This is a genomic window from Natronorubrum sp. A-ect3 (assembly GCF_041821125.1).
In the GTDB taxonomy this organism is placed as follows: Archaea; Halobacteriota; Halobacteria; order Halobacteriales; family Natrialbaceae; genus Natronorubrum; species Natronorubrum bangense.
This window is the reverse complement of record NZ_JBGUBB010000002.1, coordinates 149,055-169,913: the sequence shown is the minus strand read 5'-3', so window position 1 is coordinate 169,913 and position 20,859 is coordinate 149,055. Positions and strand designations below refer to the sequence as shown.

The 20,859-nt window shown below is 63.0% G+C and carries 24 protein-coding genes; 11 read left to right on the top strand and 13 right to left on the bottom strand.

Features of this window, described 5'->3' with window-relative positions; all coding sequences use genetic code 11:
* Window positions 1-22: 22 nt before the first annotated feature.
* The 4 genes from ACERJA_RS07445 (at window position 23) to ACERJA_RS07430 (ending at window position 2,698) form a co-directional block, all read left to right on the top strand.
* Window positions 23-715 carry a YqjF family protein gene (locus tag ACERJA_RS07445; RefSeq protein WP_373607617.1) on the top strand — a complete coding sequence of 231 codons (693 nt, stop codon included), beginning with the start codon at window positions 23-25 and terminating at the stop codon, window positions 713-715.
* 63 nt (window positions 716-778) lie between these two features.
* Complete coding sequence (locus tag ACERJA_RS07440) at window positions 779-1,240, top strand: MOSC domain-containing protein (protein WP_373607616.1); 462 nt, start codon at window positions 779-781, stop codon at window positions 1,238-1,240.
* 88 nt (window positions 1,241-1,328) lie between these two features.
* The gene (locus ACERJA_RS07435; RefSeq protein WP_373607615.1) at window positions 1,329-2,126 is read left to right on the top strand and encodes a YqcI/YcgG family protein; all 798 of its coding nucleotides are present in this window, start codon (window positions 1,329-1,331) and stop codon (window positions 2,124-2,126) included.
* Window positions 2,123-2,698, top strand: a complete 576-nt coding sequence (locus tag ACERJA_RS07430; RefSeq protein ID WP_373607614.1) for a cysteine hydrolase family protein — start codon at window positions 2,123-2,125, stop codon at window positions 2,696-2,698. The genes ACERJA_RS07435 and ACERJA_RS07430 overlap by 4 nt, the downstream gene beginning before the upstream one ends.
* 19 nt (window positions 2,699-2,717) lie before the next feature.
* Here the strand turns inward: ACERJA_RS07430 and ACERJA_RS07425 are convergent, their stop codons facing one another.
* Entirely contained in the window at window positions 2,718-3,536 is an 819-nt protein-coding gene (locus ACERJA_RS07425; RefSeq protein WP_373607613.1) for a ZIP family metal transporter, read from the bottom strand.
* A 137-nt stretch (window positions 3,537-3,673) separates the two neighbouring features.
* Between ACERJA_RS07425 and ACERJA_RS07420 the strand changes: the two genes are divergently transcribed.
* Window positions 3,674-4,141: a phosphopantetheine adenylyltransferase gene (locus tag ACERJA_RS07420; protein ID WP_373607612.1), complete on the top strand. Its 468-nt coding sequence runs from the start codon at window positions 3,674-3,676 to the stop codon at window positions 4,139-4,141.
* 73 nt (window positions 4,142-4,214) lie between these two features.
* The gene (locus tag ACERJA_RS07415; RefSeq protein WP_373607611.1) at window positions 4,215-4,622 is read left to right on the top strand and encodes a hypothetical protein; all 408 of its coding nucleotides are present in this window, start codon (window positions 4,215-4,217) and stop codon (window positions 4,620-4,622) included.
* Between the two features lie 215 nt (window positions 4,623-4,837).
* Here ACERJA_RS07415 and ACERJA_RS07410 read toward each other — a convergent pair whose 3' ends face one another.
* From ACERJA_RS07410 to ACERJA_RS07375, 8 genes are all read right to left on the bottom strand, one after another.
* Window positions 4,838-5,281, bottom strand: coding sequence for a universal stress protein (locus ACERJA_RS07410; protein ID WP_373607610.1), 444 nt, complete (start codon window positions 5,279-5,281; stop codon window positions 4,838-4,840).
* Window positions 5,282-5,415: 134 nt separating this feature from the next.
* Window positions 5,416-6,159 (bottom strand): ABC transporter ATP-binding protein, encoded by a 744-nt coding sequence (locus ACERJA_RS07405; RefSeq protein WP_373607609.1) that lies wholly within the window; start codon window positions 6,157-6,159, stop codon window positions 5,416-5,418.
* Window positions 6,160-6,162: 3 nt separating this feature from the next.
* On the bottom strand, window positions 6,163-7,227 hold the full coding sequence (locus ACERJA_RS07400; RefSeq protein ID WP_373607608.1) for an ABC transporter permease: 1,065 nt from the start codon (window positions 7,225-7,227) through the stop codon (window positions 6,163-6,165).
* Between the two features lie 6 nt (window positions 7,228-7,233).
* Window positions 7,234-8,247 (bottom strand): hypothetical protein, encoded by a 1,014-nt coding sequence (locus ACERJA_RS07395; protein WP_373607607.1) that lies wholly within the window; start codon window positions 8,245-8,247, stop codon window positions 7,234-7,236.
* Between the two features lie 151 nt (window positions 8,248-8,398).
* Window positions 8,399-9,643, bottom strand: coding sequence for a digeranylgeranylglycerophospholipid reductase (locus ACERJA_RS07390; protein ID WP_373607606.1), 1,245 nt, complete (start codon window positions 9,641-9,643; stop codon window positions 8,399-8,401).
* A 155-nt stretch (window positions 9,644-9,798) separates the two neighbouring features.
* Entirely contained in the window at window positions 9,799-10,215 is a 417-nt protein-coding gene (locus ACERJA_RS07385) for a universal stress protein (protein WP_373607605.1), read from the bottom strand.
* A 45-nt stretch (window positions 10,216-10,260) separates the two neighbouring features.
* Complete coding sequence (locus ACERJA_RS07380; protein WP_373607604.1) at window positions 10,261-10,956, bottom strand: triose-phosphate isomerase; 696 nt, start codon at window positions 10,954-10,956, stop codon at window positions 10,261-10,263.
* A 9-nt stretch (window positions 10,957-10,965) separates the two neighbouring features.
* A complete protein-coding gene (locus ACERJA_RS07375; protein ID WP_373607603.1) occupies window positions 10,966-11,115 on the bottom strand; it encodes a hypothetical protein in 150 nt (49 codons plus the stop codon).
* Between the two features lie 180 nt (window positions 11,116-11,295).
* Between ACERJA_RS07375 and ACERJA_RS07370 the strand changes: the two genes are divergently transcribed.
* From ACERJA_RS07370 to ACERJA_RS07360, 3 genes are all read left to right on the top strand, one after another.
* Window positions 11,296-11,535 carry a PRC-barrel domain-containing protein gene (locus ACERJA_RS07370; protein WP_373607602.1) on the top strand — a complete coding sequence of 80 codons (240 nt, stop codon included), beginning with the start codon at window positions 11,296-11,298 and terminating at the stop codon, window positions 11,533-11,535.
* A 66-nt stretch (window positions 11,536-11,601) separates the two neighbouring features.
* On the top strand, window positions 11,602-12,666 hold the full coding sequence (locus tag ACERJA_RS07365) for an alanine--glyoxylate aminotransferase family protein (protein WP_373607601.1): 1,065 nt from the start codon (window positions 11,602-11,604) through the stop codon (window positions 12,664-12,666).
* Between the two features lie 66 nt (window positions 12,667-12,732).
* Window positions 12,733-13,266: a peptidylprolyl isomerase gene (locus ACERJA_RS07360; RefSeq protein WP_373607600.1), complete on the top strand. Its 534-nt coding sequence runs from the start codon at window positions 12,733-12,735 to the stop codon at window positions 13,264-13,266.
* Here the strand turns inward: ACERJA_RS07360 and ACERJA_RS07355 are convergent, their stop codons facing one another.
* The 3 genes from ACERJA_RS07355 to ACERJA_RS07345 all read right to left on the bottom strand — a co-directional run bounded on the left by ACERJA_RS07355 (window position 13,267) and on the right by ACERJA_RS07345 (window position 16,248).
* A complete protein-coding gene (locus ACERJA_RS07355) occupies window positions 13,267-14,736 on the bottom strand; it encodes a sulfite oxidase (protein ID WP_373607599.1) in 1,470 nt (489 codons plus the stop codon).
* 2 nt (window positions 14,737-14,738) lie between these two features.
* Complete coding sequence (locus tag ACERJA_RS07350) at window positions 14,739-15,203, bottom strand: plastocyanin/azurin family copper-binding protein (RefSeq protein WP_373607598.1); 465 nt, start codon at window positions 15,201-15,203, stop codon at window positions 14,739-14,741.
* A 271-nt stretch (window positions 15,204-15,474) separates the two neighbouring features.
* Complete coding sequence (locus ACERJA_RS07345; RefSeq protein WP_373607597.1) at window positions 15,475-16,248, bottom strand: hypothetical protein; 774 nt, start codon at window positions 16,246-16,248, stop codon at window positions 15,475-15,477.
* A 157-nt stretch (window positions 16,249-16,405) separates the two neighbouring features.
* On the opposite strand from ACERJA_RS07345, the gene ACERJA_RS07340 reads away from it, so the two are divergent.
* Together ACERJA_RS07340 and ACERJA_RS07335 are read left to right on the top strand one after the other, a co-directional pair.
* Window positions 16,406-17,530: an aminotransferase class V-fold PLP-dependent enzyme gene (locus ACERJA_RS07340; RefSeq protein WP_373607596.1), complete on the top strand. Its 1,125-nt coding sequence runs from the start codon at window positions 16,406-16,408 to the stop codon at window positions 17,528-17,530.
* Window positions 17,531-17,705: 175 nt separating this feature from the next.
* A complete protein-coding gene (locus tag ACERJA_RS07335; RefSeq protein ID WP_373607595.1) occupies window positions 17,706-18,539 on the top strand; it encodes a universal stress protein in 834 nt (277 codons plus the stop codon).
* A gap of 21 nt (window positions 18,540-18,560) precedes the next feature.
* Here the strand turns inward: ACERJA_RS07335 and ACERJA_RS07330 are convergent, their stop codons facing one another.
* Window positions 18,561-20,828 (bottom strand): PAS domain S-box protein, encoded by a 2,268-nt coding sequence (locus ACERJA_RS07330; protein WP_373607594.1) that lies wholly within the window; start codon window positions 20,826-20,828, stop codon window positions 18,561-18,563.
* Between the last annotated feature and the right edge of the window lie 31 nt (window positions 20,829-20,859).

The following is a 20,859-nucleotide window of genomic DNA, read 5'->3' as shown; positions in this document are numbered from 1 at the left end:
CTCGGTGCGACCAACGTTGTGTATGGTACTTCCGATCGCGATGGGGTGGCGACACCTGTTGTTTGCCAACTGGCCGGTCGAACCCGACGTCGTCGCGACACGGCTTCCCGACGGTCTCAGCGTCGATACGTACGACGGTCAGGCGTGGCTCTCGGTCGTTCCGTACCTGAACGTCGACGTCCGTCCGCGCGGGGTTCCCGGCGGTGTTGGGTTCGAATTGCCCGAACTCAACCTCCGAACGTACGTCACGTGCGACGGCGAGCCTGGCATCTACTTCTTCAGTCTCGACGCCGAGGGCGTTCTCGGCGTCGTCGGCGCACGCCTCTTTCATCACCTGCCGTACTACGCCGCCGACATCGACCTGACCACAGCCGACGGCGCGATCGCGTTCGAAAGTGAGCGTCGCCATCCGGGTGCGTTCCCTGCGACGTTTTCGGGGATGTACGAGCCAGTCGGCGAACCGTTCGTTCCCGAACCTGACTCGCTCGCAGCGTTTCTCACCGAGCGCTATCGCTACTACACGACGGGGCGCGACGGATCGATCCGCTACGCCAATATCGACCACGAGCCGTGGACGCTCCGGAAGGCGTCGGTCGAGATCGAGGCGAACACGCTGTTCGAGGCCAACGGGTTCGAGCCACCCACGGGCTCCCCGATCTGTTACTACAGCCGCGGCGTCGACATCACCTCCTCGAGAAATCGTCGCTGGCGGTAAGCCACACAAGCGGTCTCGCGAGGAACGATCGATATACCATGCTCGCGGCCGTCGCTCCAACCGATGACGACTGGAACGATTCGCGCGATCCACGTCGCCGCCGAACAGGGCGCGCCGATGGAACCTCGTGAGGCAGTGCGTGCGGTCGCTGGCCGCGGTCTCGAGGACGATCGCTACTTCGACACCGAGGGAACGTTCGCCGACCGGGCGGGCAGCGACCTCACGCTGATCGAACGCGAGACGCTCGAGGCGGTCGAGTGCGACTACGACATCGGCCTCGAGGACGGCATCCATCGCCGGAATCTCACGACCGAGGGAGTCGCGCTGAACCACCTCGTCGGCGAGCAGTTTCGGGTCGGCGAAATTGTCTGTGAGGGAACCGAACTCTGCGAGCCGTGTTCGTATCTCGAGGGCCACCTCGAGCAACAGGGCGTTCGCCAGGCGCTGGTCCATCGCGGCGGACTTCGCGCACGGATTCTCGAGGGTGGCGTTGTCCGACCCGGGGCCGTTGTTGACCGAGTGTAGATTTCCGGCGATTATCCGGATATGTTCGGTGATCCAACTAGGGAGACAAACCTAAACATACATTCCTGCGAGCGCTAAGAGTCACAGCATGAACGAGCCGGGAGTCCAATCACTGATGGATCAGGAGACGCTCGACCAGCGGGTCCGCGATGGCGAAACCCCGGAGTGGGTCGCCGATCACTGGGCGTCGTTTCAGGAGGGATTGCTCGGCGAACGAAACGAGAGTCCGTTCCCGTGTTACTTCGGCGTCGAGTCGGTCCAGCAGGGTGAGCCGCTGTACACCGCTGTCCCCTCGATGAGCGACGCCGACGCGCTGTTGACGCTGCGGGATCGAATCCTCGAGTATCTTGAGGTCTATCAGGACCACTCCGAGCGGGCGTCGCTCGTCACGTTCTTCAAGCCGCCGGAAACACCGCTCTCGGAGCGAGCGTACCATGAGACGCTGTGGCACATCCTCCAGACGCTGCACCTGCACGACCCCGAGCCGTGGCCCGAGGAGATCCCAACCGATCCCGACGACCCACACTGGGAGTTCAGTCTCGGCGGCGAGCCGATGTTCCCCACCTGTCGAGCACCGTTTTACGACCAGCGAAAGAGCCGCTACTGTCCGATCGGCCTCGAGATCACGTTCCAGCCGCGGGCGCTGTTCGAGAACCTCGGTGTGACAGCTGACACCGACGCCGGCCAGAACGCTCGCGACGTTATCCAGGATCGGATCGAGGAGTACGACGGCGTCTGTCCACACGCCGATATCGGCGATTGGGGCGTCGAGGGCGACCGCGAGTGGCACCAGTATATGTTGTCAGCAGACGAGGAACAGGCACCGTCGGCGTGTCCGATGACGGTCACGCGAGAGCACCCGAAACCCGCCGCTCGGCTGCCATGACCGACGTCGAAAACGAGCACGACGCCGACCGCTTCGAGGACGCCGTGCTCGTGTTGATCGACTTCCAGACGGGGTTCGACGACCCGGCATGGGGAACACGGAACAATCCCGACGCCGAAGCGAACGCCGCGCGACTGCTCGAGCGCTGGCGGGAGACGGAGCGGCCAGTCGTCCACGTCCGTCACGACTCGACCGAGCCCGACTCGCCGCTTCGGGGCGACGGGGCTGGGTTCGCGTTCAAACCGGAGACGGCACCGCTCGAGAACGAGCCGACGATGGCAAAATCGGTCAACAGCGCATTCATCGGGACAGAGCTCGAGGAGTGGCTCCGAGACGAGGGCCACGAGACGCTCGTTATCGTGGGGCTGACGACTGACCACTGCGTCTCGACGAGCACCCGAATGGGGGAGAATCTCGGCTTCGACGTCACCGTCGTCGCCGACGCGACAGCGACGTTCGACCGGCGCTACGACGGCGACCACTTCGACGCGGAGACGGTCCACCGAACCGCGCTGGCCCACCTCGAGGGCGAGTTCGCGACAGTGATGACGACGGCCGACCTGCTCGAGTGAGCAGCGAAAACGAGTCCACTCAGACCGTCCCAATCCCGTCGACTGCGACGATGATCACCAGCGTCGCAGCGAACCCGACGCAGATACCCGAGACGAGCTCGGCTCGGCCCCGTTTGGGGAGTGCATCCCCCGCGTCGAGTCCGGCGGGGAGGAACTCGGTGAAGACGAGATAGAAGAGGGCACCGGCAGCGAACCCAAAGCTGATCGCTAACAGCCCTTCGAACGTACTGACGAAGGTGTAGGCGAGCACTGCACCGATCGGCTGTGGGAGTCCGGAGAAGACCGCCCAGCCGAGGACTTTCCATCGGTCCATCCCGTAGGCGATCAACGGAATCGCGATCGCAAGCCCCTCCGGGACGTTCAGTAGCGAGATCGCGATCCCCATGAAGACCGCCAGCGCGGGCAGTGCCAGGCCGGCAATTTCGACACTGGCGTCGGTTCCCAGATCGACGAACGCGACGCCGACGGCGATCCCCTCCGGAATGCTATGGATCGTCAACACGCCGACGGTCAGAATGACCGTTCTCGAGTCGACCGACGAGACCGCCCGCGGTGAGACCTCATAGCCCGCAACGACGCGGTCAGCGAGGAAAACGAACCCGACGCCGGCGAGCACACCGAACAGGACATGAACGGGCGCACCGTCAGCAAGCGCCTCACCGAGCAACCCGAACAGGGACGCCGAGAGCAAAATGCCGACGGCAAGCCCCCACAACACGACGAGCCAGCGGTCGCTGATTGTCTGAACGACGAAGAACGGAGCAACGCCAAGGCCCGTGGCGAGCCCAGTGATGAGGCCGACAACGAAGACGAGCGCCAGTTCGGTTCCGAAGGTCATCAAAACGCTATACTGCTGGATGACACCCGACGCTCATATATCCACGTTACTTGCGCTGAGACCGGCCATCAACGGCAGTGTCACAGCACTCGAAAGCGCATGACACAACTATACGCCTGCTCGGTGTCGGGTGCCGTATGCACGTCGCAGTCGCCGGCACGTTCGGGCCGATCCACGACGGGCATCGAACCCTCTTCGAGCACGCGCTTCGCTTTGGCGAGGACGGTGTCGTCGTCGCGCTGACGAGCGATGAACTCGCCGCCGAAACACGCGACAAGCCACGTCCGATTCCGTCCTTCGACGAGCGCGTTCGGGCCGTGACCGACGAGGTCGCCGCCCTCGACGAGTGGGGCCGCGGCGTCGAGATCCGGAAATTGGCCGGCGAACACGGTATCGCCGCTGAGGACCCTGTGATCGACGCGCTGGTCGTCTCCCCCGAGACAGCGCCCGAACTCGAGATCATCAACGACCGCCGGCGCGAGCGTGGATTCGAGCCGCTGTCAGGGATCGTCGCGCCGTACGTCCTCGCCGACGACGGCGAACGCATCTCCTCGACGCGAATCGTCAACGGCGAGATCGACGAGCACGGGACCGTCCTCGAGTGACGGCGACGCGGCTGCGCCTCGAGACCGGATGATGACACAATAGTAATGGATGCGGAGACAGTCAGTCAAGCTAATGAGTACAGATCGACGACCCTTGTTGCTCGTTCTTCTCGGCAGTGCGCTGCTCGTCACAGTAGTGATCCATCTCTCGTTTATCCCGCAGTATTTCCCCGATGATGTGTTCATGACTGGGCTGGCGCTCGTCGCCGGCTGGGTCACGTATACGCTCGTCTTTTACGTGGCTGGACGGCTTCAGTCGAGTCCTCGAGAGCTGCCAAGCATGCGGACCGCGGATATCGGTATTGCACTCTTTCTCGTCTCGCTGTTGCTCGGGGCTGCACTCGATTCGTTCGGCTTTACGCCCGAAGCAATCCTCGAGGCATACGTCGTGCCCGCGATCGGGATCTACGTCGGCCTCGCGCTGCTTGGCTGGTCGATCGGCCGCCGAACGGAAGCGATCAACGAGATCGTCAAGCAGTGAACGGCCAAGTGACGATCTGAGCCGTGGCGGTGGTCGAAACCGCCGGTCGCGACGAGTCGATGGCGACGGACTCGCTTGCAGTCGGGCACCACCATCCAGTCACCCTCGCGAGGGGGCGGGACAGACTGAGCGCTGACACCCAGCGTCGCTCCCCCTTTGCTTTGCTCAGTCACGAAATCGGATACCGTCGGACGATCCCCTCGGATGGCTACAGCTTAGTCCGACTCAGTCCCGGAGTTCGCCACGAAAACGGGGATGTCGCCGAATCGAACGATGTGGTCGGTGACACTCCCCATCGCCATCCGCTGGACACCGCCCCGGCCGCGGGTCGCCATGACGATGAGATCGACGCCGACATCGTCAGCGTACTCGAGCAGTTCGTGCTCCGGTGGCCCCTCGAGGACGGCCCCCGTTACCTCGAGATCGGCTGCCTCGGCCCGTTCGACGATCGTGTCGACGTACTCCTGGGCCTGACCGCGCATCGCGTCTTCGGCACTCGCGGCGTCGCCCGGGAGTCGGAGCTCTCCCAGTGGGCCGGTGTCGGCGACACAGACGACGTGCACCGTCGCGTCGTGGATAGTTGCGAGCTCAATAGCGGTTTCGGCGGCACTCTCAGCGTGTTCGCTGCCGTCGGTTGGGATCAGGATCGTCTCAAACATCGTACAGCCAGATACAGCGAGAGCCGTCAAATTCCTGCCGAATGACAGTGCGTCTCGGTCGAACACTGCACTATCAGTGTCGACGCGCCCGCAGATGGGGCGCAGTCACGCCAGACAGCCGGGACAGCACCGTCTCACTCCGTCGCTTCTAACACCGTCCGATACTGGGCAACGACATCGTCTTCCGGCGGCCCGTCGAACCGGAGGTCGCCATCGACGATGACGGTCAGTCGATCGAGACGATCGGCAAACGCAGCGACGTTGTGTGTCGAAACGACGACCGTTCGATCGTTCGTCTGGTAGGTCTCGAGAAACGACCGGATACGCCGTCGGGAGTAGTCGTCGACGTCGGCCAATGGCTCGTCGAGCAACAGAAACTGTGGACGATTGACCAGCGCAAGGGCGAGGTCGAGTTTCTTGCGAAACCCACCCGATAGCTCGCCAGCCCGTCGGTCGGCAGCGGGCTCGAGCCGCAGCTCCTCGAGCAGCGTCTCGAGCCATGTGTCCGGCGGCGGCTCGTCGGCAAAGCCACGGAAGATCTCGAGGTTTTCGCGGACGGTCAACGCGGGATAGAATCGCGGCTCCTGAAAGCTGTAGCCGACAGTCGCAGCGCTGTCGCGTTCGATCCGGCCACTCGAGGGACGGGTGAGTCCCGCAAGCAGCGCGAACAGCGTCGTCTTCCCGGAGCCGTTGGGCCCGATCAGGCCGTGGAACGTGCCCGGACGGAACGTAAGCGAGAGCGCCTCGAGTGCGGTCGTCTCCCCGTAGCGTTTCGTGACGTCGACGAGCGTGAGCCCGTCGGTGTCGGTGGCTTTCGCTCGGTCGTGGCCGGACGAACGTTCGGTGCGGTCGTCGGAGGGCGGATCACTGTCAGTCATGCGTTAGCGTCTCCGTTGATAGACCACCAGAGCGAGTTGCAGGACGACGAGCGAGACGAGCGCCGTCGCGGCGAGCCACAGCAGATAGTCAGCGTACAGCGAGGCCGATGTGTCCCGCAGCATCGTACTCCGGGTCGTGATTGCGGAGTAATGTGTCGGAAGCGCGCGTGCGATCGTCCGCTGGCTCGTCGAAAAGAAGCCGACCGGATAGACGAGACTCGAGAGCCCGAAGACGGCGAGTGCGAGCCCGAGATTGACGAACAGCGCCGACTGGCGGAGGCCGAGTGTGAAGAGGACGGCCAGTCCGATGGCTGCCAGATACCAGAACGTCAGCCCGAGGACGGCGAACGTCGCCGGTGAGAGAACAGCCACGTCGTAGCCGAACCACGTCGTTACGGCGGCGACAACCGCTGCTGGGATGATGAGCGCCCCGCCATAAAAAAGGAGTTTGCTCGCGACGACCGTCTCGAGTCGAGACTCGGTCTGTAAGCGATCGAGCACCAGTCGCTCGGAGCGAACCTGATACGGTAGATACACCAGTGCATAGAGAGTGACGAACGCGAACAGGCCGGTCGGTACGAGAAACTCAGAGAGGCTCCGTGGCTCGCCGACGCGCTCGTGGTCGACGGAGACGTCGGCTGGGACGGCCTGATCGAACTCGGACGCTGCGAGGCCGATACTCTCGTTGACCGGCTCTTCGAACGGGACGAATGCGTGATCGGAGACGACCGTCACGTTCGCCTCGTTACCCTCGACCATGACGTCACTTGGGACGGAAACCACCAGATACACCTCCTCACGCTGGAGCGCCTCGCGTGCATCAGCCGAGGAATCGTACTCGATCGGCGTCGCAAACGCGACCAGTCCGGCCTCGGCGATCGCGACATCGTCGTCGGTGGCGTCCCCTTCAGCGACGACACCAACCGGAACGTCACGCGGGATCGTCTGCTCGAAGACGGCGGTTCCAGCGACGATTCCGCCCGGAAGCACGACGAGCAAGACAAGGATCAACCCCAGATTTCGCCGGACCGTGATCGCCTCCTTGCGGAGCAACGCGAGGAGATCCATGCGACGTTACACCTCATCAAGCAACGCAAAGACGGCGTCGGCGTCGCCCTCGTAGGCCACTTCGACCACTGTCTCGTCCCGTGAGATCATAACGTCCTCGCGAGCCGCCTCGAGTTCAGCGTCGAGTTCACCGAGCACCGGCAGTGCACCGTTGAGAACCGTCTCGAGTTCCGTGGCATCGCGTTCGTCGCCGACGTGGAACCGAACCTCGAGTGCGACGCCCGCTTCAACGGCAGTGTAGCTTCGGCCGACGGCCTCGACTTCGTCAAAGATGTCGGTGTTTAGCCCGGCCAGTGACGCATACTCCGCAGGAATGGGTGAGCCGGCCGACTCCGAAGCGACGGCTATCTGTGCGCCACGAGCGTCATCGTATGCGTCACGGATTGGCCCAGCGACGGCAGCCGCGTCGTCGGAGTGAATCGCGAGTGAGGCCCGAACAGCGTCCACGTCGCCGATGATGAACCGTCCGTCGCCGTAGACGCCGAGCGCTGACGGTTCGAGGGCCGCCTCGCTCGAGTCCTCGGCCGGCGTCTGTGCTGGCTCGTAGCGGGCTGGCTCGTCCTCGTCGGTCACGCGTTCGTACTCGTGGCCCGTCGTCTCCTCGAGCGATTCGACGACGTGGGCTTCAGTCCAGTCACTCTCGAGGATGGCAGTGGTGTCGGACTCGGCGTCAGCCACGGCGAACACCAACACCTCGGCTGCCGCGAGCGGATCGAGCCCGGTTTGGGCGTCGATGGACGCCGTCACACCGTCGACGTGGTCCGGATCGACGGTCGCGAGGTCGTCGAGCACCTGCTGGGCGTCGTCGGCGGCCGCGATTGCACTCGTATCGAGGTGCGTGAGGACGGTCGAATCAGCGGGTGCGTGGGCGACGAGTTCGTCGGTTGTGTCGGTGTCCTCGTCGTCGAAGAAACGAGTACAGCCAGCCGTTGCAGTGACGAGCGCGACTCCAGCGGCAAGCACCGCTCGTCTCGAGAGGGCAGCGCCAGCAGCAGTGTGGCGTCGCGAGCGGGGTGACATCGTGTCATTTCTCAGAGTCGATGGTCATTAACCGTTTGGGTGTCTGCGACGACAGGGAGTCAACTACCCCGCCCTACTGCGCTTCTTGTCCGCTCACGCGGGCTGTAATGCGCTTTGAAGACGGAGACCCCGCCTGGGAAAGTTGAACCGGTTACAGGAAACTGCCGAGACTGAGCCGTTCTTTTGCGAACGTCGCGAGCAGTGGGATGTCGCGTGGCTCGAGCAGTTTCGCGATGGCAGGGATGTTACCGCGGTTTGCTTTCGTGAGTGTGTCGTCGTCGAGCCGACGGAGGTCGGCCATAAGCTGGTCGTATCGCTCGTTCGGCGCGAGATAGAGCAGTTGGGTCATCAGCAGCCGCTTTCGCTGATTCGGCGCAACGTCACGATGCCAGAGGGTGTCGTACACCTCGAGGTTCTCGGCGGTTGGCTCGAGGTCGCCGTGTTTGAGACAGGTGTCGGCGGCGGCGGCGGCCATGCGGCCGGACTGCATGCACTTGTTGATCCCTTCGCCCCACAGCGGGTCGACCGTCGGGACGGTGTCGCCGATCGCCATGAACCGGTCGGTGTGGAGTTTCCCCGGCGGCTGGATGTGTGCAGAGCCGCGGTGTTGTTTCCCCTCGAGTCGCTCGGCGTCCCGGAACCGCGGGTCGGTGTCGAGCCAGTGGGTGAGATAGTCGTCGATCGAGAAGTCGTCGCGTGCATACTGCTCGTGACTACCGTTCTGGATGTAACAGAGGCCGACCTTGGCGGTATCCTCGCCGGTGTGGAAGACCCACGAGTAGCCGCCGGGAGCGATCTCATGGTCCAGTCGAAGCATCATCGCGTCGTGGAGGTCCGCAAAGCCGGGACGGTCGATATCGATTCCCTCGAACTCGTACTCGATACCGATCGCGTGGTTCTCGCGTTTGAGGTCGACGACGCCGAGTTTCTTCGCGAGTGGTGCGGCCGGCCCCGTCGCGTCGATGATGATCTCGCCGTAGACCTCCTCGTCGCCGTTGTATCTGACGCCGATGATCTCACCGTTTTCCATGATCGGTGCGGTGACGCGCGCGTCGAAGCGATACTCCGCGCCATCGGCGCGGCTGTCTTCGACGAGGAACCGTTTGAAGTCGGCGAACTCGAGGACGGCACCAGGCTGTTCGCGAACGTAGTGGTTCGTCGGGGACTCGAGGACGACGCTATCGGTGTACTGCATCACGACATCGTCCGGAATCCCGAACGACGACATCATGGAGGGGAAGGTGCCAGCGGTCGATTTGTTGCTCTGGCGCGGGAACTCGTCTTCGGACTCGGTCTCGAGGACCACGACGTCGTAGCCCCGGGCAGCGAGGTCGCGTGCACACTGGCCGCCGGCCGGCCCGGCACCAGCGATGACCACATCGTAGCGGTTGTTCATAACGTCGAGACTATTTCGGAGCCACATTAGTTTATTCAGTCGCGACGGAATAACGGCTTCCAAACACATATTTTATATTCAACATTAACCATAATAGGTTGACACGGACAAGTGAAACGGTCGCCATATCGTGTCATCAACCCACATGGGCAAGACTATCGAACGATCGTGACGGGCGTCGGCGCCCGGCGGGCGATCCGTTCTGCGACGCTGCCGAGGAGCACCCGCGAGATGCCATCCCGGCCGTGACTGCCGACGACAATGCGATCGACCGCAGACTCAACAGCGTAGTCGACGATCGACGCCACAGGCTGGCCGACCAGAAGCTCCGTTTCGATCTCACAGCCGCGTTCAGCCGCGCGTTCGCGGGCGCCATCGAACAGTTCGTCTGCACGCTCTCGACGGCGCTCACGCATCGTCTCCGGGCCGAGATGGGCGAGCTCACCGTACTCGCTCCGGCTCAGATCGATGACGTGGACCACGGTGACGGCATCGTCGGGATGGTTCTCGAGGACGTACTCGAGGGCGTTCCACCCCGGTTCCGAGTCGTCGAGCGCGATCAGCAGTTCCATATCTGACCGTTAGGCGGGGAGCCACTTCACTCCCGGTCTCGGTGATCAGTCACTCGACGCAGCTGTGTGTGGAACGCTACCCGCAACTGATCGAAGCCACGCCGCTCGATCCGTGGCCTCGAGTGCCGCCGAGGCAGCCCCCGTCGCATCCACACCGCACGCGAAGGCCTGCTCAACGTCTGCAGCCGTCCGGATCCCGCCCCCAACGAACACCCTCGTCTGCGGGTTCTCGGTTGCGACCATGTCGACGAACGCCTCGATTCGCTCCGGGTGTGTTCGGACCATCCCTGACTCGCTGGCGATGTCGTCGGGTCGTTCGAAGAGCAGACAGTCGGGATCAAACGTCAGGGCGGCCCGACCTTGCTCGAGGCTGTTGACACAGACGATCGACTCGAGGCCGCGGTCGGCACAGCGACCGACTGCGCGGGCCACGTCGGCGAAGGTGGCCTCGTTCTGTGGATGGTTGATGAAGACGGCGTCAGCGCCGGCCGCTGCGACCGCCTCGTACGTCGTCGCTCCCATCACGGCGTTCTCAGCGAGCGTCGCAGCCTGAGCGACCACAGGGAGCGCCGTTCGCTCGGCGACGAGTCGGAGATCGGTAAGCTGTGGGGCAACAGCGAAGTGGCGCCCCGTGTCGTCTCGGACGCGCTCGATCGTCCGGGCGAACGCAAGCCCGTCCTCGCCGACCGTTTCCGTGGCCGTCTTGAAATTAATCAGAAAGTACGGATACTCGAGTACCATCGACTGCCGTCACTCGGAGTAGCCTTCCTGGAGAAACGCGCCTTCGGTCTCGTAGATCGAGACGAGTTCCTCGAGGAACTCTTCGTAGGTTTCGTCTTCCTCACAGTGGTCGTCGAGTCGATCCTTCAGGTCGTCGCTGATTTCGATCGTGTGGGTCATAGCGATCACGAAGCAGTACTTCGGTTGTATCCTCACCAACCAGCATCAAATAGGTCGGGGGCACACCGACAAGCACCCTGCCGATATCGGGCTCGAAACCGGCGACACCCGACGTGAGCGACGCCGCGGCCGTCTCGTGCCGGCCGAACAGGTATCGGCGTGGTTGTGAACGGATGGAGCATGAACGCAGCAGTAACCGACGACGACGTCGGCAAGACGGTCGTCGACGCAGCGGGGAAAGAACTTGGCATCGTCGCGAACGTCGACAATGGACGCGCTGCCGTCGATCCGAACCCCTCGATCGCAGAGCACGTGTTCGCGTCGCTGGGAATCGAAGGCGAGGACGAGGAAGACTACGTCGTCACGGAGTCGATGGTCGAGTCGATCGACGACGAGATCGTCCTTCAGGGAACGATCTGAGCCGGCAAAACCGACGCCAGAACACCAACCGCAACCGGCTAATGAGAGCGGGTCGCATGACTGAGTATGAACGTCACGCCAGGACCAACGGCGGTGCCACCTGCGGTCAGGGAAGCGATGGCCGACCCACAACCGAATCCGGATATCGAGGCCGCGTTCGCGGAGCGCTACGCCGACGTCTGTACGAAACTCGAGACGATCTATGACACGTCCCACGACATCGTCGTCCCCGGCGGCGAAGGCATCCTCGGCCTCGAGGCGGCGATCGCCTCGCTGGTCGCGCCCGGCGACCGCGTGCTCTGTATTTCCAACGGCCTCTACGGCGACGGCTTCGCCGACTTCGTCGAATCCTACGACGGCGACGCCGACCTCGTCGCTGTCCCATACGACGAGCCCTACGACCTCGAGGCCATCGCAGCGGCGCTCGAGGCGGCCGCCGTCGATGGCGAGCCGTACACGCTGGCGACGATGGTCCACTGCGAGACGCCGACGGGGACGCTCAACGACCTCGAGCCCGTGCTTGACTTGCTCGACGACCACGACGTGGTGAGCGTCGTCGACGCCGTCTCCTCGCTTGGCGGGACGCCGGTGCCGACCGACCGAATCGACGTCTGTCTCGGGGCCTCCCAGAAGTGTTTCAGCGCGCCGCCGGGGCTGACGACGGCGGCGATCAGCGACCGGGCGTGGGACGCGATGGACGCCCGCGAACCGTCGTCGCTCTATACGAACTTCCTGCCGTGGCGAGACATCTCCGATGGGTTCCCATATACGCATCTGAGTGCAAACGTCGCCGCACTCGACGTGGCCCTCGACTTGCTCCTCGAGGAAGGGCTCGAGGACGTCTACGCGCGCCACGAAGCGGCCGCCGAACGCTGTCGCGAGCGCGGCGCCGAACTCGGCCTCGAATGCTATCCCGACCCCGAGCGGCGTTCGCCGACCGTGACGGCGTTTTGGCTGCCGGGCGAGGCAAAACGGGTTCAACAGCGAGTTGCCGACGAAGAGGATGTCGTGCTGGCGACCGGGCTGGGTGACATGGCCGACGACATCCTTCGGATCGGCCATATGGGGTACAACGCCGACCTCGAGACGGTCGAGCGAGCGATGGACGCCCTCGACGCTGTGCTGGAGTGATACCACCGACGACACGACCGGGGAGCCGACGGTGATTTTTTACTTGGCTATGACACACGTCTACACATGGCAAAAGAAGGGCAGATCGCGGTCGTTCATTACACCGCCCGGCTGGTCGACGGCCCCGATTCAGGAGCGATCGTCGACACAACAGACGTCGACATCGCACGGGAAGAAGGGATCTACCACAACCACCGTGATTACAAACCGCTCGAGTTCCGTGTCGGGGACGGTGGCGTCGCCCCCGTCCTCGAGGACGTCGTTCAGGACCTCGAGCCGGGTGAGACACGGACCGAGGTCGCCGACCCCGAACGGGCCTTCGGTACGTACGACGAGCGTGAGGTCTACGAGCTCGAGTCCGACGCCGTCGCGGAGCTGGTCGGCGAGGTGCCCGAGGAAGGAAGCCTCGTGACGACCGAGGACAACCGGACCGGCTGGGTGACGGCCGTCGACGACGACCGCGTGGTGCTCGATTTCAACCACGAACTGGCAGGTGAACGACTCGAGGTCGAGGTCAGACTGCTCGACGTATACGGTGAGCCGGGTGACGACAGCGCGAAAACTTGGGAGAAAAAGTACGGAAAACGCCGGTCGAAGTGACTACATCTCGACGGTTACGTCGACGCCGTGTTCTTCGTAGGTGTTGAGACAGTAACCACCCATCTCGTAAGGGAACATGTCGTCTTCGACCGTGATCTGGCCCTCCTCGATGTCGGAGATGGTCCGTGGCTGGGAGCGGCCGAGTTCGTCGGTTGCTCGTGAGTAGAGGGTGTACTCACCTTCCTCTTCGGGGTCCCACATGTATCGGAACTGTCGCCAGGCGTAGGGGCCGTTGTCCTCGCCGAAGAACTCCGCGTTCTCCCAAGTCTCGCCGCCGTCGGCGGAGACCTCGACCTCGGCGACCTCGTCGTCACCGGCCCAGGCGACGCCGATGACCTCTATCATGCCGTCTTCCTCCCGTGGCTCGACCGTGTCGTCGATGCCGGGGTAGCCGATTAGCGACTTTACGTTCTGGTCGTAGATGTACGGCGGAACCTCCATCTCGCCGCTGGCTTCCATATCCATCTGTTCTCGCGTATCGAACTCGTCGATGGACTCGACGCGGATCGACTCCTGGCCCTCGGCGAGGATGCGGTAGGAGTTCTGTTGCCAGTGGAGATACTGCTCGTAGTCGTCGGTTTCGTAGTCCTCGTGGAAGAGCTCCTCGTCGTCACCCATCATCATCCGCTCCATCACTTCGATCTCTGCGATCCACTTGACGTTGTTGTTGCCGTACCAGCCCGGGACGACGAGGCGGACAGGGTGGCCGTGTTCGGCGGTCATCTGCTCGCCGTTCATCTCGTAGGCGAGGATGCAGTCTTCCATGACCTTCTGCATCGGGATCGACCGAGCGAACACGTCTTCGCCCTCGGGATGGTCGTCGCCGGCGAACATCACCCACATCCCGTCGCTCGTGTCCGCACCGTACTCCTCCATGATCTCGCTCATCGGCGCACCGGTCCACTCGGCGTTGCCGACCGCGCCGTATATCCACGGATTGCCGCCGATTTCTGGGTCGAAAAACGATCGCCCGTTACCTGAACACTGCATGACGTGGGTGACCGTCTCCGTCGAGAACTCCTCGCGGAGTTCTGCCATCGTGAGATCGGCCTCCTCGTCGATCATCCCGCCCAACGAAATTTCCCACTCCTCTTCCTCGATCCGAGGGGCGAGATAGTGGTTTCGGATGTAGTGTTCCTCGGATTGTGTGATGTACTCGGTGTACGTTTCCCGTTGGGCAGCCTCCGCGTTCTCCGGGTCCGCCGAATGAACCAGCAAGCCGGGGAACTTCTCCTCTAAGTACTCCCGATCACCGGGTTCGGGTTCGCCGTTGTCGTCATCGTCATCGTCGGTCTCGCCCTCGTCATCGGCTTCCTCCTCGCCGGCACAGCCGGCAAGTGCAACAGTCGCCGCGGTTCCAGTCGCCAACATAAACCGTCGCCGATCGAGAAACCGGCGGCGGCGGTCGTCGTCCGTTGATTCGTCGGCCTGTACGTCCCGTTCTCGTTCGGTTGTATGTTCTGATGACATTGTCACTCTTCGACGTATATTTCACCAACCATCTGTGGGGTGTGAGGTGTACAAACGTACACGTACTCCCCAGGCACCTCGAACGTGTGCTCGAATTCGCCCCCCTCCTCGATGACCGCATTGTGGTTATCCCCGTCGTAAGAAGTGAACGGCTCTGCTCCCTCCGGGTTTTCACAATCGTTGTCCGCGTCCGGATGGGACGTGACGTTGTGTCCCGGGCTGTCGAAGTACCAGGTCACAGTCTCACCGACGGTAATCGTGAGTTCCTCGGGATCGAACTCCCAGTCGCCGTCCGGTCCAACGATGACTTCGTGGTCGTCCGACTCATCCGACGCATCGTCCTCGTCATCATCTCCGTTTGACTCATCATCCGACGCATCGGCGTCGAGACATCCCGAAAGTGCAATCCAACTGATGGCACCGGCGTATTTCAGGTATCCCCGACGACTATGTGTCTCGTCAGCCATCTACATGATAGATGTTGTCATTTGTCAAAACAGCCGAGATAGCGGAAACATACTCCTCCAGATAACGTGATTTGGTGTTTTTCGCCGCGAGCGAAACCACTATCAGCTAGTATTCTGGCTATCTTTTCCTGTATCTATTACACAAGCACTTCAGAAAGACGGTCGAACTGGTGTCTCGGACTCGAGTCCCGAACAGTCTGCCGCCAGTCAGTTTCAGAGCGACCGCGAACCAGCGTACAGTCGCTTCGAGACGCAGTGACAGCAACCCGTCTCAGTCCAACGATTGTTCGCGCCAGGTCGTCCAGTCGTACAGTCGCTCGAGTTCACCGCCTTGCTGTCGAATGGCGACGGCGGTGTTGAAGAGGAATGCGGCGACGAGCGTCGTCCCGACGATCCAGACGGCGTCAGCGAGGGCGTCGTAGCCGGCGAGAGCGCCCGTCACGATATCGATGAAGACGACACCGGCAACACAGAGAATCGCCGGCAGCAGGTGTCGAGTGAGCGCCGCAAGCGTCGTTCCCTCGTGGACACGAACCGTCTGAACGCCGTAGAAAACTGCCCACGCGGAGGTGAGTATCCAGCCAGCCGCGACGACCGGACGCGTCCAGTCGGCACCGGTGAGGAAGGTTCCCCACCATGCCGCGATGAAGATCGCGATAACGGCGTAATCAGCCCACGCGGGAAGGAGCCGCGAGCGGCCACGTCCCGTCCGTTCGGCGTGATACATCGCCCGAATCGCCAGCGCAAGAAAGAGGATGAAAAACAACACTGCACCCTCGACGAACAGAGAGAGCCAGTTGCCCTCGAGCAACAGCGTCCCGATCCCGGCGACGGCGTAGACGATCGCCGCCCCAATCCCGACGAACAGATACCACTGTGCGTCGCTGACGTCGGCCGCGAGGACATCGCGAACGTAGACGGAGGTGTAGTAGAGGAGCACGATCGCAGCGAGTCCAATCGCGAGATACGCGAACAGCTGGCCGAGGGCGACCGTCGTGGCCGGGTCGGTCGCATCGAACGTGATCGACGGCGCGAAGTCGAACATTCCTAGCAGCGGCTGACAACTGCAACAGGTAAAATCCCATTCCCAAATTGCCGACCAACGGGAACTGAACGGAAGTCGAACGCAACGACGGCGTCGCCACAGCACACCCGCTGTGGCAGCCGACAGTATAACACGCCGGAACGCAAACGAGCAGGTGATGACGCCTACGGAACTGCGTGAGACGATCCCCGCACTCGAGACTGGTACCTATCTGAACTGGGGAGCTGGCGGCCCGAGTCCACGTCGTGTTGTCGAGGCAGCCGAAGCGAGCCTCGAGGCCCACGAGTACGAGTCGCCGACGACTGGCGGGATGTACCCCGCAGCGTTCGACATCTACGATGATGCGCGAGCGGCCGTCGCCAGCCTGCTCGACGTCGAGCCGACGGCAATCGCCCTCACGGAGAGTACGACCGACGGGATCAACCGCGTCGCCACGGCGTTCGACTGGGATGAAACCGACGTCGTCGTCCGAACGGACCTCGAGCACTCGTCGGGGATCCTCCCGTGGCAGCGTCTCGAACGCGAGTACGGCGTCGAGGTGCGGGTCCTCGAGACCGAGGGCGGTCGACTCGATCTCGAGGACGTCAAAACAGCGGTACGTGGGGCAACGCTGTGTTGTCTCAGCTCGCTCACTTGGACCCACGGCACTAGGCTCCCGATGGCAGACGTCGTCGATATCGCCCACGATTCGGGCGCGCACGTCCTCGTCGATGCCGTCCAGGCGCCCGGGCAGGTCCCGATCGACGTCGAGCAGTGGGGGGCCGACTTCGTCGTCGGCTCGGGTCACAAGTGGCTGGTCGGCCCGTTCGGCTCTGGCTTTCTCTACGTTCGACCGGGGCTCGAAGACGAGCAGGCACTCGTTCCCGCGGCGATCGGCTACCGAAGCGTCGTCGACGCGAACGCCCAAACGTACCGGTACGAGAGCGGTGCCCGTCGATTCGAGGTCGGGACGGCGAGCCCCGTCGCCCACGCCGGCCTGATCGAGGCGATCGAACTCTTCGAGGAGATCGGTCTCGAGCAGATCACGAGTCGGATCGAACTGCTCACAGATCAGCTCAAAGACGGCGTTCCCGAGGGGCAGTTGCTGAGTCCACGTGCGTACGAATCGGGGCTCGTCACGATCGGCGTCGACGAGCCGGAGACGACTGTCGAGCGACTCGCCGAGCAGAACATCGTCGTCCGCACGCTGCCTGGCCACGACGCGGTCCGAGCATCGATCCACGCGTACAACACTCGTACAGACGTCGAAACGCTGCTCGAGGCGCTCTCACTAGCCGAGTGAAGCGCGACCCATCGATCTCGACGAACCCGTCGCGCTCCGGTGCGTGCACAAACGCAGGTCGTGCGAACGCCGTAACCGACTGCGGGCGCTCGCTGCTTGAGGAGCGATCACCTGCACTACCCGTTCAGTGGGAACAGTGGGGAAGGGGTAAGTGACTCTGTGGCAACGATACGGTATGTTCGAACGGATCCTCGTTCCGACCGACGGGAGCGGCCCAGCGAACGCCGCCCTCGAGTACGCCGGCGAGATCGCTGCCAGAGAGAATCTGACCGTCCACATCTTGCATGTGATCGATACGGATGCCGATCCAGCCGACGCCAGCGAGCCGGTTACGGAGGGCCGCGAATGGGCGGGTGACACCGGTGCGCCCGTCATCGACGAAGTCCATACCGGCGAGCCACAGGAGGCGATCCTCGAGTACGCCGCAACTCACGATGTCGACGCGATCGTCATGGGGACACGGGGACGGCGTGGCGTCGGTCGACTCCTGCTCGGTAGCGTGACCGAAGCGGTCGTCCGTGATGCGGCCGTTCCCGTCCTCGTCGTCCGGGGTGCAGCCGAGGTCAGGCGGCGCTATCCACTCGAGACAGTCGTCGCCCCGATCGACGGGAGCAGGAACGCCGACGCCGCCCTCGAGCAGGCGCTCGCGATTGCGAGACACCACGACGCAACCGTTCACTGCCTCTCGGTCGTCGACGTCGCTCCCGTCGGGATCGATGACGGCAACGACCTCAGACTCGAGCGACTCGAACAGTACGCCCAACAGGTCGTCGACGACGGCGTACAGCAGGCCGAAGAGATGGGTGTCGACGCAGTGGGAGCGGTACAACACGGCTCGACACAGCGACAGATCAGAGCGTATACCGACGACGAAGATGCAGATCTGATCGTCATGGGGACACATGGCCGCAGCGGGCTCGATCGACTCCTCCTCGGCAGTGTCACGGAGCGTGTGTTGCGGACGGCGACGACGCCAGTGGTGACGGTTCGTGCACCTGTCGAAGAGTGACCCGTTCGCGAGGCGGCGGCGTCAGTCGACGACGTCCGAACGAATCTCGAAGCGCGCCCCACCTGCCTCGCTGTCGGTAATCTCGAGTGACCAGCCGTGGGAGTCGACGATCGTCTGGACGATCGAGAGCCCGAGTCCGGTCCCGTCGTCGGCCGTCGTATACCCCGTCTCGAGAATTCGCTCACGCTCAGCGTCGGGGATGCCGACGCCGGTATCGGCCACGTAGAACCCATCATCCGTGAGACCGACACGGATGGTCAACGCCGTGTCGTCTGCCGGTGGCCGACTGTGTGTCGAGTCGCACTTGACAGCGTCCTGTCGAGTGTGTGAGTCCGGGCGTACCAAGCCATGCTCGACACTGTTCCGAAACAGGTTCTCGAACAGCTGCTGGAGCCGCCCTGGATCGGCCAGCACGCGTCGATCACACGCGAGTTCGAGCGACACGCCGGCTGCGTCGACGGTATCCCAGGCGTTCGACGCAACGTCGGCGAGTGAGACTGGCTGTCGATCGTCGATCGCTCGACCTTCACGGGCGAGCAGAAGCAGATCGTCGATAATGTTTGCGATGCGTTCGTGGGCCTGCACGACGTGGTCGAAGGCCTCGTCGTTGGTGGTTTCTCTGGCCCGCTCGAGTTCACCTATCGCGACGGTCAGCGGATTTCGCAGGTCATGTGAGACGACGTGGGCAAACTTCTCGAAACGGTCTCTCTGCTGCTCGAGTGTCTGTTCGCGACAGATCCGGTCGAAGGTCGCCTCGAGACTCGAGGCGACGATTCGAAGTACCGTGTGGTCGGTTTCGTCGAACGCAGCCACCGTCTGGGAGGCGACGAACAACACGCCGTGGTCGCCGAGTGGCAGAACGATCTCGCTCCGGATCGGCGTCTCGGGGTTGTAGGCGTCGGCTGCCCGGCGCACATCGTCGTACATCGCTTCCGATCCGGTTTCGAAGACGCGCCAGGCGATCCCCTCATCTTCGTCGAATCGGGGATGCGTCTCGAACAGTTCGTCTGCAGCCGCCGACACGGCCGCGGGGCGGAGCTGGGCGCTCGCAGGGTCGTGCAGGAAGACCGCGGTGAGTTCGTGTTCGAGCAACTCCTCGAGATGAGCGATCGTCCGTGTCGCGACATCTTCACGCGTCGTCGCTTCGATCCACTCACGGACAGCGTGGTGAAGCTGCCGAAACTGGGCTTCTCGGCGCTTCTGGTCGGAAATATCGGCGTTGACGGCAACGAAGTTGACGATATCCCCATCCTCGTCGGTGATCGGGGCAATCGTCTGGTTGGCGGTGTACTCCGTCCCGTTCTTTCGACGGGTGACGATCTGATCGTTCCAGACATCACCGGCGTGAATCGTGTCCCACAGATCGCGATAGAACGCAGGTCCGTGGACGCCCGAGGTAAGCAGTTGAGGCGTCGCTCCGACTGCTTCGTCAGCACTGTAGCCGGTGTTCGCCTCAAACGCGGAATTGACATACTGAATCGTTCCATCGGGAGCCATGATGTAGATCGAATGCCCCGCCTGCTCGAGCGCTCTCTGGAAACGCCGAAGCCGGTGTCGTCGACGCTTGTAGGTCGAAATATCACGACAGATGGCGACCACATTCGGAGCCCCATCACGAAGGACACGCTCGAACGTGAGTTCGGCCCAGAACTCGTCGCCGTCGGTCGTTTGACACTGCCATTCGACCTGCTGGGCACCGTCCTCGAGTGTGCGGTCCACAATCGACTGCACTGTCCGGTCGCCACTGGCAGCATCTGGCGTATCGAGCGTACAGCGACGGGCATCCTGGAAGTGACAGCCGACGAACTCACACACCCGTTCGTTGATGTCGGTAGCCGTGCAACTGGACGGCTCAGAGATGATGACCGCGTCGTCGAGCGAATCAAGGACTGCACAGCAGTCGGGATCAGCGTGTACGTCTGTGTCATCAACTGCTCGCTCGAGGCGCGCAGCAAGTGTCTCGTAGCCGTCGACACGACGGACGTAGTCGGTGCCACCGGCACCCAGGACAGCACTCGCGAGTGCTTCCGAGCCATCTCGAGGGAAGACGACGACGGGAACGGCCGGGTGTCGATCCCGAAGCCGCTCGAGAACGGCAACGGCATCCAGGTCCGACTCGTCGTGACCAACCACGACACCGTCGATCGGCGCCGCCTCGAGCCTCGAGTGGAGTTGAGCAGGAGACGAGACGGCAGTGACCGAGCGATCGGTGAGTCGTTCAGTGAGCGACTCGACGAGCGCCCGTTGAACGGACGGTTCAGAAACGAGACAGCATATCTGGCCCGTCATCGATCGAAATGCAGTTTATCAGCGGTGGCCA